We start from the raw sequence: 12,215 nt of genomic DNA, 5'->3' as shown, positions 1-12,215 counted from the left end.
ACGTTTCACGAAGGAGAACAAGCACATGAAGCACGCCATCACCACGCTGGCCGCCGCGGCGGCCCTGGCTCTCGCACTGCCGGCGCAGGCCGTGACCGTCACCGGCAGCGCCACGCCGGGTTCCACCACCGTCGGCGGCACCGGGTTTGTCACGCTGACGCTGGACGTCTCGGAAGCGTTCACGCCGACCTCGATCACGTTCAACCTGGACTGGGCCGGCGGCCTGGGGCTGGATACCAGCAAGTCCACGGCATTCGGGCTGAGCTGGGATGCCCTCGCGGGCAGCGGCATCCTCAACCCCGACTTCACGATGATCACGCCGGGCACCAACCAACTGGGTGTGTCCGTCTTCGCCGAAGCACCCGCGCTGCCTGGGGGCGCCTTCGCCGTCAAGATCGCCTTCACCGGCCTGACCGCCGGCACCCACGCCGTCAACTACTCGCTGGACCTGGGCGACCCGGCCGGCGGCGCCGACTTCTCGGTGCTGGGCAGCTCCAGCGTCACGGTCTCTGCCGTGCCCGAGGCCAACCCGGCGGTGATGCTGGCCGCCGGCCTGGCCGTCATGGGCCTGCTGGCCCGCCGCCGCCGCGCCGGATGACGCAGGCCTTGCCTGCCGCCGTCCGCGCGGGCAGGGCGGGCGGCCCGACGCTTGTCTGACGATGCGATGAACGCCCGCCACGATCTTCCCGCCCCCAACCCCGCGCTCGGCGCCGACGCCGCCTGGGCGTCGCTGGCCGGCGCCGGCTCGGCCGAGGCGCTGTGCCGCGCCTGGCTGGCGGTGCTGTGCAGCCTGGTGCCCGACGCGCAGGTGGGCCTGCTGCTGCTGCAGGACGCCAGTGGCTCCTACGTGCCCGCCGCGGCGTGGCCCGAGGGCACCGAGTTGCAGCGCCTGGCCGACATCGCCCGTGAATGCCTGGCCACGCGCCAGGGCGTGCGCCGCCAGCATGCCGGCCACCCGGTGCAGCTGGCCTACCCGCTGGCGTCGGGCGAGGCGCTGCACGGCGCCGTCGTGCTGGAGCTGCTGGACGCGAGCCCCGAGGCGGCCCGCCTCGCCGCGCGGCTGACGCACTGGGGCGCCGGCTGGATGGCCGACCTGTTTGCGCAGCGCGAGCTGGCGCAGGCGCGCCAGCGGCTCGATGAATCGGCCTTCCTGTTCGAGGTGTCGCTGGCCGCGCTGGCCGAGCCCGACTTCCGCCAGGCCGGCCTCACGCTGGTCAACAAGCTGGCCGCGCGTTTCGGCTGCCACCAGGTGCAGCTGGCGCTGGCCGACGGCCCGGCGCTGGAGACGGCGGCCGTGTCGCATTCCGCGTGGTTTGACGAGCGGGCCAACCTCACCAGCCTGGCCCGCGCCGCGATGACCGAGGCCTTCGACCAGCGCCGCCAGGTCGTCTGGCCGGAGGCGAATGACACGCCCGACCTGAACACGCTGCGCATGGCCCACGGCCGGTACGCGGCCGATTCCGGCAGCCTGGCGCTCGCGTCGCAGCCGCTGGCGCTGGGCGCGGCGCCGCCGTTCGCGGTGCTGCTGTTCGAGCGCAACACGGTGTTCCAGCCGGCCGAGCTGAGCGGCATGGCGCTGCTGGCCGGCGTGCTGGCGCCCGTCCTGGAGCACAAGCATGCGCGCGACGAAAGCCTGGTGCATCACGCGCGGCGCAGCCTGCGCCACGCCGCAGCACGGCTGACCGACGCCTCCCACCCCGGCCTCAAGCTCGGCGCCGGTGTGCTGGCGCTGGGGCTGCTGATCGCAGCGCTTGTGCCGGTCGAGCACCGCGTGTCGTCGCCGGCCATCGTCGAGGGCGCCGTGCAGCGCGCGGCCGTCGCGCCGTTCGACGGCTTCCTGCGCGACGCGCCGGCGCGGGCCGGCGACACCGTCAAGGCCGGCCAGGTGCTGGCGCGCATGGACGACCGCGAGCTGCAGCTGGAGAAGGTGCGCTGGGAGACCGAGCTGGAGATGGCGCAGCGCAAGGAGCGCGAGGCCATGGCGCAGTCCGACCGCGTCAACCAGCGCCTGTCCGCCGCGCAGGCCAACCAGGCCCGCGCGCAGCTGGACCTGACGCTGTCCAAGCTGTCGCGCGTGGCGCTGGTGGCGCCGTTCGATGCGGTGGTCGTCAAGGGCGACCTGTCGCAGCAGCTGGGCGCGCCGCTGGAGATGGGCAAGACGCTGTTCGAGCTGGCGCCGCTGGCGAGCTGGCGCGTCATGCTGAAGATCGACGAGCGCGACATCGCGCGCGTGCAGCCGGGCCAAGGCGGCGAGCTGGTGCTGACCGGCGCGCCGGGCGAGCGCTGGCGTTTCACGCTGAAGTCCGTCACGCCGGTGTCGGTGGTGGAGGAGGGCCGCAACTACTTCCGCGCCGAGGCTGAACTGGTTGGGCAGGAGGGCGTCAAGCTCAAGCCCAACATGGAAGGCGTCGCCAAGGTCGTCGTCGGCGAGCGCAGCCTGCTGTGGGTGTGGACACACCGGTTCACCGACTGGGTCAAGCTGGCGCTGTGGCAATGGACGCCGTAGCGCCACCTCAGCGTCCTCTGGGCGACGCGCTCTTTTCAGCGAACTGGTACCGCGTCGCGACGCTGAAGCCGCGGCTGCGCGGCCATGTGCGCATCCACCGGCACGTCTACCGCGGCGAGATCTGGTACGTCGTCGAGGACCGCGTGTCCGGCAAGTACCACCGCTTCAACCCCGGCAGCTACCGCGTCATCGGCCTGCTGGACGGCGAGCGCACGTTGCAGCAGGTGTGGGAGCGGCTCAGTGCCGCCATGGACGAGCACACGCCCAGCCAGGACGAGCTGGTGCAGCTGTTTGGCCAGCTCTACGCGGCCGACCTGATCCAGTGCGACGTGACGCCCGACGTGGCCGAGCTGTTCGAGCGCGGCGGCAAGCAGCGCCGCTCCAAGCTGATGCAGCGCTTCGCGAACCCGGTGTCGCTGCGTTTCCCGCTGGTGGACCCCGACGCGTGGCTGGGCCGGGTCGTCGACAAGGCCGGCCCGTTGAAGGGCTGGGCGGGCGTCGCGCTGTGGCTGGCCGTCGTGCTGCCGGCCGTGCTGCTGGCGCCCAGCCACTGGCGCGAGCTGACCGGCAACATCAACGAGCGCCTGCTGGCCGTCGACAACCTGCTGCTGCTGGCCATCCTGTTCCCGCTGCTGAAGGCAGCGCACGAAATCGGCCACGGGCTGGTGGCCAAGCGCTTTGGCGGCGAGGTGCACGAGATGGGCGTCATGCTGCTCGTGTTCTTTCCCGTGCCCTACGTGGACGCGTCCAGCTCCGCGGCGTTCGCCAGCCGCTGGCCGCGCATGCTGGTGGGCGCCGCGGGCATGCTGACCGAGCTGTTCATCGCGGCCGTCGCCTTCTACCTGTGGCTGGCTTTGGAGCCGGGCTTCGTGCGCTCGCTGGCGTTCAACGTCATCGTGCTGGCCAGCGTGACGACGCTGATGTTCAACGCCAACCCGCTGCTGCGCTACGACGGCTACTACATCTTTGCGGACGCCATCGAGAGTCCCAACCTGGGCCAGCGTTCCACCGAGTACTGGGGCTGGCTGCTGCGCTACCACCTGTTCGGCCAGCACCAGGCCGAGCCGCCGCTGTCCACGCCCGGCGAGCGCCGCTGGTTCCTGGTCTACGCGCCGCTGGCGCTGGCCTACCGCCTCTTCGTCATGGTCAGCATCGCGATGTTCATCGCGAGCCGCTATTTCTTCATCGGCGTGCTGATCGCCGCCTGGGGCCTCGTTGCCAGCTGCCTGCTGCCGTGGGCCCGCGGCCTGAAGAAGCTGGCCGGCGACCCCGCGCTGGAGCCGCAGGCCGCCCGCGTGCGGCGCGTGCTGTGGGCGTCGGGCGCGGCGCTGGTGCTGCTGCTGTTCGTCATCCCGATGCCGCGGCATTCGGTGGCGACGGGCGTGGTCTGGCCCAGCGACAACGCGGTGCTGCGCGCGCAGGGCGCCGGCTTTCTCTCCAAGCTGCTGGTGCGGCCTGGCGCGGTGGTGCTGGAGGGCCAGCCCGTCGCGGAGCTGGTGGACCCGGCGCTGGACGCGCGCGTGGGCGAGCAGCGCGGCCGGCTGGCGCTGGCGCAGGCCAAGCACGACGCGGCGTTCGGCGTCATCGGCATCGCGCCGGCGCGCGCGGCGCTGCTGGCCGAGGAGGTGCGGCGCGAGCAGGCAGCGCTGGCCGTGCTGGAGGACGAGGCCGCGCGGCTGGTGGTGCGCGCGGAAGTCGCCGGCATCCTGCTGCTGACGCGCCCCGACGACCTGGCCGGCCGCTACTTCAAGCGCGGCGAGGTGCTGGGCCACCTGGACACCGCCGGCCCACCGCGCGTGCGCGTCGTGCTGCCGCAATGGCAGAGCGCGGCGGTGCAGGGCATCGAGGTGCGCGCGCCGCAGCAGCCGGGGCAGAGCTTTGACGCCAGGCTGGTGCGCAGCGTGCCGGCCGCGGCGCGTGAGCTGCCCAGCCCGGCGCTGGGCACGGCGGCGGGCGGCGACATCCCGCTCGACCCGCACGACCCCAAGGGCTTGCAGGCGTTGCAGACGCTGTTCGAGCACGAGCTGCAGCTGGGGCAGGACATGCCCTACCGGCAGATCGGCGCACGCGTGCTGGTGCGGCTGGAGCATCCGGCGGAGCCGGTGGCGGTGAGGGCGTGGGAAGGGCTGCGGCGGTTGTTCCTGTCGCATTTCCAGCTATGACGGCGAGACACGCCTCGGCACTCCTGTGCATTGCCGACTGTGGTGCCGGGATGCGCGCCTGGCAGCGCGGTAACTTTCTTCTGCGGGGCCAGAAGAAAGTCACCAAAGAAGAGGCCCTGAACCGCACACGAGCACCACATGCACGAGCCGCGCCGCGCAACAGCCGCAACGCTGTTGCCTACAAGCGAACCGCTGCGCTCTCGCGTCTGACTTGTCACGACCGGCATCCATCGCCCCACCTGCCCGTCCGACGCGCGGCTGCACGCCGTGCTCATCAAAACAGCCCAATGCAGCGCCGCCCGAGCGGCGCGGCTGTTCGGTATGTCGGCTGCCCAGCGCCGGCGTGCAGCCGCGCGTTAAGCGGGGTGCTGGTTCGGTTGTGCGCGGCCTGCCCAAGTGGTGGGCGAGAGCGCAGCGGTTCGCATCTGGGTGAAAGGCAAGCGGATGTTTTCGCGCGCCGTGTCTGGCGGCGTCGCGATGGTGTACGGTTCAGCGCCTCTTCTTTGGTGACTTTCTTCTGGCGCCGCAGAAGAAAGTTACCCGCCCGCCGGGGCGGACTCCCGGCACCACACTCGGCACAGCGCAGGAGTACCGAGGCGTGTCGCGCTTGTCTCCAAAGGCGGCAAACATGACCGCCGCCACCCTCCCTCTGGACATCGGCGAATCCCTCGCCCACGGCATCTTCCCCGAGCGGCGGGACGTCGACGAGCCCGTGCACGACCGCCTGGCCCGCGGCGTCCTCTGGCGCCTCAAGGGCCACCTCATCCCCGCCGTGCCCACGCTCCGCAAGATGGCGCAAGCCGCCGGCGAACTTGAACAGGAAGTCCAGCAGCAGACCGACGACGAACTGCGCCGCCGCCTGTTCCGGGCCGCGCCCGCCGCCGTGCAGGCCGGCAAGGCGCAAGGCCTTGCCGAAGTGATGGCCCTCGTCCGCGAAGGCGCCCGCCGCGCGCTCAACAAACGGCCCTTCGACACCCAGCTGATGGGCGCCGCCGTGCTGCTCGAAGGCCGCCTGGCCGAAATGCAGACCGGCGAAGGCAAGACGCTGACGGCTGGAATCGCCGCCGCCATCGCCGGCGCCGCCGGTCTGCCCACCCATGTCGTCACCGTCAACGACTACCTTGCCCGCCGCGACTGCGAGCTGATGCAGCCGCTGTTCGGCTTCTTCGGCATGACGGCCGGCGTCGTCTGGGCCACGCTGGAGCACGAGGCCAAGCGCGTGGCCTACCAGCGGCCCATCACCTACTGCACCAACCAGAGCCTGGTGTTCGACTACCTGCGCGACCGCGTGTCCGCCGGCGGCCGCGTCAGCCCGGCGCAGATGCAGGCGCGCCTGCTGCACGGACGCCTGCCGCAGCTGCTGCTGCTGCGCGGCCTGCACTTCGCCATCGTTGACGAGGCCGACTCCATCCTCATCGACGAGGCGCGCACGCCGCTGATCCTGTCCGAGAAGCAGGGCAGGCCGCCCGATGCCACCGACTACCAGCAGGCGTTGAAGATCGCCGCGACCTTGACGCTGGGCGAGCACTTCGGCATCGACGCGGCCCGCCACAGCCTGCATTTCGAGGCCGCCGGCCTGCCCGCCGTGCGCGAGGCAGCCGAGGGCCTGGGCGGCATCTGGGGCGTCGCGCGCGGCCGTGAGCACCTCGTCGGCCAGGCGCTGCGCGCGCTGCACTTGTTCCACCGCGACCAGCATTACGTCGTCATCGACGGCACCGTTCAGATCGTCGACGAGTACACCGGCCGCGTGCTGGAGGGCCGCAGCTGGGAAGGCGGGCTGCACCAGATGATCGAAGCCAAGGAAGGGCTGGACCTGACCGAGCCCGCGCGCACGCTGGCGCGCATCACCTTCCAGCGCTTCTTCTGCCGCTACCTGCGCCTGGCCGGCATGACCGGCACGGCCGCCGAGGTGGCGCCGGAGCTGAACCAGGTCTACCGGCTCGACGTCGTCAGGCTGCCCACGCACAGACCCGACCAGCGTGTCACGCGGCCCGCGCGGTTGCTGCGCACACAGGCCGCGAAATGGACGGCGGTGGGCGAGGCAGTGACACAGGAACTCGAAGCCGGCCGCCCGGTGCTTGTCGGCACGCGCTCGGTGAAGGCCTCCGTCGCGCTCTCGGACGAACTAGGGCCGCGCCAGGTCCACCGCGTGCTGAACGCGCGCCAGGACCAGGAGGAGGCCGACATCATCGCCACCGCGGGCGAGCCCGGCGCGGTGACGGTGGCCACCAACATGGCCGGCCGCGGCACCGACATCCACCTCGACGACCGCGTGCGCGAGAAAGGCGGCCTGGCCGTGCTGCTGACCGAGTTCCACGACTCCGCGCGCATCGACCGCCAGCTCGTCGGCCGCGGGGCCCGCCAGGGCGACCCCGGCGTCGCGCTGGCCATCGTGGCGCTGGACGACGAGATCTTCACCGCCCATGCCGCCACGCTGCAGGCGCTGCTGGGCCGCCTCTTCGCCGGCCGCGACGAACTGCCCGGCTGGGCGCTGGCGCTGCTGCGCCGCGCCGCGCAAGGCCATGCCGGCCGGCTGCATGCGGCCATGCGCCGCCGCACGCTCAAGGCCGACCGCCAACTCGACAATCTGCTCGGATTCGCCGGAAACCAGATATGAGATTGCTTCCGTTTCTGCTGCTGCCCGCCGCCGCGCTGGCGCAATCGACCAAGCCCGCGGCGCCCGCCGCGCCGGCCGGCTACGACTGCCTCATCGAGCCCAACCAGCGCATCGAGATCCGCAGCCCCACCAACGCGCTCATCGATAGGATCCTCGTCGAGCGCGGCGGCGCGGTGAAGGCGGGCGACACGCTGGTGCTGCTGGACGGCAGCGTCGAGCGCGAGGCGCTGGCCGGCGCGCAGCAGCGTGCCGAGTCCGAGGCCGAGCTGCGCGTGGCGCGGGCCCGTGCCGACTACGCGCGCGAGAAGTTCCGCCGCCGCGAGGACCTGCGCGAGCAGCACTACATCACCGCGCAGGACCGCGACGAGGCGCAGGCCGAGCTGCGCGTCGCCGAGGCCGAGCTGGCGCTGGCGGTGGACAACCGCCGCCTGGCCGGCATCGAGTCGCGCCGGCTGGACGCCGTGCTGAAGCAGCGCGCGCTGAAGGCGCCGTTCAGCGGCGTCGTCACCGACCGGCTGCAGAACCCCGGCGAGCTGGCCTTCACCGGCGAGGGCTCGCGGCCCATCCTGAAGATGGCGCAGACGAACCCGCTGCGCGTGGAGGTGGTGCTGCCGGTGTCGGTGCTGGGCCAGATCAAGGCCGGCCGCCCGGCGGAGATCACGCCCGAGTCGCCGCTCAAGGGCAGCTGGCAGGCGCAGGTGAAGGTGGTGGACCGCGTCATGGACTCCGCCAGCGGCTCGTTCGGCGTGCGGCTGGAGCTGCCCAACCCGGGCGGCGACATCCCGGCCGGCGTGCGCTGCAAGGTGCGGTTTCTCTGAGCGCGCTGCTGCGGCTTTGACGGCTTCGTAGAATCCGCCCCGCGCCGCCTGTCGGCGCCGTCTCACCGAGGGGTGCTGCGACGGAGCACGGTCTCCGCCACGCTCGGTCGCGACGACAGGTCAAGGGCGCCCTTTGTGAAAAGGGTTGTCCGTGTCCTCGTCATCTTCCGCGTCCATACGCACCATCCTGCCGCTGGCCTTCGTCACCGGCGTCAGCATGGCCGCGATGGACCTCTACCTGCCCGCCGTGCCCGCGCTGCAGACCGGCCTGGGCATCAGCGTGTCGCTGGCGCAGGCCACCGTCGCGGTCTACCTCGCCGGCCTGGCCGGCGCGCAGCTGCTGTGGGGCGAGCTGCTGAACCGCCTCGGCCCGCGCCGCAGCCTGCAGATCGGCCTGGCGCTGCTGGCCATCACCAGCCTGGGCTGCGCGCTGGCGCCGGGCATCGAGTCGTTGCTGTTGCTGCGCCTGTTGCAGGGCGTTGCCGCGGCGGCGGCCACCGTCGTGGCGCCCACGGTCGTGCGCGCCACGCTGGGCGATGCCGACGTCGTGCGCGGCATCGCCGCCATCTCGATGGTCGAGGCCATCGTGCCGGCGGCCGGGCCGGTGCTGGGCGTGCTGCTGCTGCAGGTGACGGACTGGCGCGGCACCTTCTGGGTGCTGGCGGCGCTGTCGCTGCTGGTGCTGCCGTGGGTCGTCAGGATCGCGCCGCGCCGGCTGCCTGGCCTGGACCTGGCCCATGACGCCAGCTACGCGGGCATCCTGCGCAACCGCCACTACGTGCGGCTGGCGCTGTCGCATGCGCTGTGCATCGGCGCGCTGCTGACCTTCCTGGCCAGCGCGCCGCAGCTGCTGCAGCACACGTTGGGCCTGGGGGGCAACGCGTTCGCACTGCTGCAGGTGCTGGGGGTCGGTTCCTTCATGCTGGGCGCGTCGCAGTCCGGCCGGGTGGCCAAGCGGCTGGGCCATGCGCGCGCGGTGAGGCTGGGCAGCACGGCGCAGGTGCTGGCCTGCGCGCTGGCGCTGCTGACCGCGTGGGCCTCGGGGCCGCCGCCCTATGCCGTCGTGGCGGCCTACTGGATGTGTTTCTGCGGCGCGCTGGCCATCCGCGGGCCGGCCACGTTTGTCGACGCGCTGACCGTGCCGCCCGCGCAGATGGGCCGCGCGACGGCGCTGCTGGTGCTGGCGTTGCTGGCGGCCGGCGCGTTGGGCACGCAGATCGTCGCGCCCTTCCTCGGCGGCGCGAACAGCGCGGTGCCGGTGTTCTGCGGCGTGCTGGTGCAGTTGCTCGCCAGCGCGGCGCTGGTGTGGCGCTACCCGGTGCTGCCGGTCAGGGCCTGAGGGCCAGGTCCAGCGCGCGGAAGGCGCGCTTGCCCTTGTCCGCGTCCTTGCAGGCCTTCTTGCCGACCATCACGCCGCCGTCGTCGCTGAGCAGCGTGACCCGCCCGTCGGGCCAGGCGAACAGCGCCTCGGGGCGCAGCGAGCCCAGGTCGGCCTTCACGGGCGTGGGCGCGTCGCCGGCCTGGCCGCTCCAGCGGAAGAGCGCGAACGTGCCGTCGTCGGCCGGCGGGCCGGCGGCAATCAGGTAGGCGTTGCCGACGCGCTCGATGGAGCGCACGCCGCGGCCGCCCAGGTCCAGCCGGATGACGGCGCCGAACCGCGCCGGCCCGCGCCCGTCGACCAGCTCGGCCGGGTTCAGCAGCGGGATCAGCAGCGCCCGGCCCTGCGGGATCGGGTTGCGCAGCCCGATCAGCAGGCTGCCGTCGGCCGCGGTGGCCAGGCCCTCGATGTTGAAGCCGCCGTCCGCCTCGGCGGCCCGCACGGCAGCCTCCGCGAGCTTCAGCGGGGCCAGCGACGGCGCGGCCAGCAGGTCGTCCAGCAGCCGGGTGTACGGCTTGCCGGCCGGTGCCACCGTGTCGCCGCGGATGTCGGTGGCGAAGAAGCGGTGGCGGTCCTCGCGCAACTCGCCGCGGCTGTTGCGGGCATGCGAGCTGATCCAGTAGATGCGGTCGCCGCGCTGCGCGGCGCCTTCGAGGTCGGACTCCTTCTTCGCGCCGAGGAACTTGTCCAGCTCCACCTCGCCGACGCGCTTCGCGTGGCCGTGCCGGTAGACGGTGAGCCGGTTGTGTTCGTCGTCGGCGACGATGAAATGGCGCTCGTCCAGCGCCACGGCGGCGGAGGCGTCGCACAGGCCGTCGTAACGCGCCGGCTCAGCCTGCGCCGTGGCCGCGCCGGCCGCCACGAGCAGCAGCGCGGCCAGGGCCTTCACAGCGGTTCGGTCCGGGCCAGCAGCCAGGCCAGCGCCGGGCCGCTCACCAGCGGCTGCAGGCGTTCGCGCACGGTGGCGTGGTAGCCGTTCAGCCAGGCGATCTCGTCGGCGCGCATGAGGCTGCGGTCAATGCAGTCGGTGGCGATGGGGCACAGCGTGAGCGTCTCGAATTCGAGCATCTCGCCGAAGGCATTCTGCTCGGGCGTGTCGACGGCGACGTTCAGCACCAGGTTCTCGATGCGCACGCCCCACTGGCCCGGCCGGTACAGGCCCGGCTCGATGGACGTGATCATGCCGGGCTCCATGGCCATGGCCGGCTCCGGGATGGCCTTGCTGATGCTCTGCGGGCCTTCGTGCACGTTCATGAAGTAGCCCACGCCGTGGCCGGTGCCGTGGCCGTAGTCCAAGCCGTGCTCCCACAGCGGCGCACGGGCGATGGCGTCCAGCATCGGGCTCAGCGTGCCGCGCGGGAAGCGGGTGCGCGACAGCGCGATGGTGCCCTTGAGCACCAGCGTGTAGTCGCGCTTCTGCGCGGCGCTGACGCTGCCGATGGGCCACACGCGCGTGATGTCCGTCGTGCCGCCGAGGTACTGGCCGCCGGAGTCGATCAGCAGCAGGCCATCGCCGTCGATGAACGCGAACGACTCGGGCAGCGCGCGGTAGTGTGGCAGGGCGCCGTTTGCCTGCCAGCCGGCGATGGTGCTGAAGCTCAGGCCGACAAAGCCCTTGCGCTGGCGGCGCCGGGCCGACAGCTTCGCGTCGACATCCAGCTCGCTCCAGCGCTCGCCACGGGCCAGCGAGGCCTCGAACTCGGCGTAGAACTCGCACATCGCCGCGCCGTCCTCGGCCATGGCGTCGCGGATGAACACCGCCTCTGCCGGCGTCTTGCGGCTCTTCAGCAGCGTGCTGGGGTTGATTTGCTCGACGACCTTGACGCCCGCCGCGGTGGCCTCGCGCAGGCCCAGCGTCACGCGGCGCGGGTCCACCAGCAGCGTGGCGCCAGCGGGCAGCGCGGCCAGCGCCGGGCGCGCCGCGTCGTAGGGGGCGAGCTGCATGCCGTCTGCAGCCAGATGCGCCGCGACGTCGGCCGGCACCTTGCCGTCGGCGATGAAGAGGCGGCCGCCGGTCGCATCGAGCAGCAGGTGGGCGATGAAGACGGGGTTGCACTCCACGTCGCTGCCGCGCAGGTTCAGCAGCCAGGCCACGTCGTCGACGGTGGACACGAGGTGATGCGTCGCGCCGATGCCGGCCATCGCGGTGCGCACGCGGGCCAGCTTGTCGGCGCGGCTGACGGCGGCCTGCGGCGGCAGGTGTTCGTAGACGGGCTCGGTGGGCAGGCCGGGGCGGTCGTCCCAGGCGGTCTGCACGAGGTCCAGGTCGGTGCGCAGCGTGATGCCCTTGCGCGCCAAGCCCGCACGCAGCGCGTTGGCCAGCGCCAGGCCCAGCACCTGGCCGTCCACGGCCAGCACTTCGCCGGGCTGCAGCTGGTTGGCGATCCAGTCGATGTAGATCGTCGACGCGCCGGAGGCCATCTTCTCGAGCTGGATGCCGCTGCCGGCCAGCTGCGCCTCGGCCTGGGCCCAGTAGCGGCTGTCGGCGAACAGCGCGGCGCGGTCGCGCGTGACGACCAGGCTGCCCACCGAGCCCGTGAAGCCCGACAGCCACTCGCGGCCCTGCCAGCGGCCGGGCAGGTACTCGGAGAGATGCGGGTCGGCGGAGGGCACCAGCACGGCATGCGCGCCGGCGGCGGTCAGGGCGTCGCGCAGGCGCTCGATGCGCAGGCGGGTCTCGGAGGTGCGGGTGTCCATGGTGGCGGACCTTTTCAACTGGAGCGGTGGGCGGATT

General features: G+C 72.4%; 8 protein-coding genes and 1 riboswitch. Of the genes, 6 read left to right on the top strand and 2 right to left on the bottom strand.

The genetic code is table 11. The features are described 5' to 3' along the window. The first annotated feature begins 25 nt into the window (after positions 1-25). The 6 genes from AC1Q7O_RS16410 (at position 26) to AC1Q7O_RS16385 (ending at position 9,442) form a co-directional block, all read left to right on the top strand. Positions 26-598 (top strand): hypothetical protein, encoded by a 573-nt coding sequence (locus AC1Q7O_RS16410; RefSeq protein ID WP_492658734.1) that lies wholly within the window; start codon positions 26-28, stop codon positions 596-598. Positions 599-664: 66 nt separating this feature from the next. Further along, a complete protein-coding gene (locus AC1Q7O_RS16405) occupies positions 665-2,506 on the top strand; it encodes a hypothetical protein (protein ID WP_492658735.1) in 1,842 nt (613 codons plus the stop codon). Beyond that, positions 2,494-4,668, top strand: coding sequence for an efflux RND transporter periplasmic adaptor subunit (locus AC1Q7O_RS16400; RefSeq protein WP_492658736.1), 2,175 nt, complete (start codon positions 2,494-2,496; stop codon positions 4,666-4,668). Before AC1Q7O_RS16405 ends, AC1Q7O_RS16400 begins: the two co-directional genes overlap by 13 nt. Positions 4,669-5,296: 628 nt before the next feature. Next, positions 5,297-7,285 (top strand): preprotein translocase subunit SecA, encoded by a 1,989-nt coding sequence (locus tag AC1Q7O_RS16395; protein ID WP_492658737.1) that lies wholly within the window; start codon positions 5,297-5,299, stop codon positions 7,283-7,285. Then, positions 7,282-8,103, top strand: a complete 822-nt coding sequence (locus AC1Q7O_RS16390; RefSeq protein WP_492658738.1) for an efflux RND transporter periplasmic adaptor subunit — start codon at positions 7,282-7,284, stop codon at positions 8,101-8,103. The genes AC1Q7O_RS16395 and AC1Q7O_RS16390 overlap by 4 nt, the downstream gene beginning before the upstream one ends. Before the next feature lie 61 nt (positions 8,104-8,164). After that, positions 8,165-8,242: riboswitch (S-adenosyl-L-homocysteine riboswitch) on the top strand. 12 nt (positions 8,243-8,254) lie between these two features. Beyond that, positions 8,255-9,442 (top strand): MFS transporter, encoded by a 1,188-nt coding sequence (locus tag AC1Q7O_RS16385; protein WP_492658739.1) that lies wholly within the window; start codon positions 8,255-8,257, stop codon positions 9,440-9,442. On the opposite strand, the gene AC1Q7O_RS16380 is transcribed toward AC1Q7O_RS16385, so the two are convergent. Together AC1Q7O_RS16380 and AC1Q7O_RS16375 are read right to left on the bottom strand one after the other, a co-directional pair. Then, on the bottom strand, positions 9,432-10,370 hold the full coding sequence (locus AC1Q7O_RS16380) for a DUF3616 domain-containing protein (protein WP_492658740.1): 939 nt from the start codon (positions 10,368-10,370) through the stop codon (positions 9,432-9,434). The two genes, AC1Q7O_RS16385 and AC1Q7O_RS16380, sit on opposite strands and share 11 nt — an antisense overlap. Beyond that, entirely contained in the window at positions 10,367-12,178 is a 1,812-nt protein-coding gene (locus AC1Q7O_RS16375; RefSeq protein WP_492658741.1) for an aminopeptidase P family protein, read from the bottom strand. The genes AC1Q7O_RS16380 and AC1Q7O_RS16375 overlap by 4 nt, the downstream gene beginning before the upstream one ends. Between the last annotated feature and the right edge of the window lie 37 nt (positions 12,179-12,215).

The sequence above is a fragment of the Roseateles sp. GW823-FHT07B05 genome, assembly GCF_058794515.1.
The sequence above is the reverse complement of the archived record's forward strand: the minus strand, read 5'-3'. Positions and strand labels throughout refer to the sequence as shown.

What these genes read in the sequence shown, in the direction of transcription:
- AC1Q7O_RS16405 (WP_492658735.1), top strand. Translation starts at nt 665, where the DNA reads ATGAACGCCCGCCACGATCTTCCCGCCCCCAACCCCGCGCTCGGCGCC.
- AC1Q7O_RS16390 (WP_492658738.1), top strand. Translation starts at nt 7,282, where the DNA reads ATGAGATTGCTTCCGTTTCTGCTGCTGCCCGCCGCCGCGCTGGCGCAA.
- AC1Q7O_RS16395 (WP_492658737.1), top strand. Translation starts at nt 5,297, where the DNA reads ATGACCGCCGCCACCCTCCCTCTGGACATCGGCGAATCCCTCGCCCAC.
- AC1Q7O_RS16400 (WP_492658736.1), top strand. Translation starts at nt 2,494, where the DNA reads ATGGACGCCGTAGCGCCACCTCAGCGTCCTCTGGGCGACGCGCTCTTT.
- AC1Q7O_RS16375 (WP_492658741.1), bottom strand. Translation starts at nt 12,178, where the DNA reads ATGGACACCCGCACCTCCGAGACCCGCCTGCGCATCGAGCGCCTGCGC.
- AC1Q7O_RS16410 (WP_492658734.1), top strand. Translation starts at nt 26, where the DNA reads ATGAAGCACGCCATCACCACGCTGGCCGCCGCGGCGGCCCTGGCTCTC.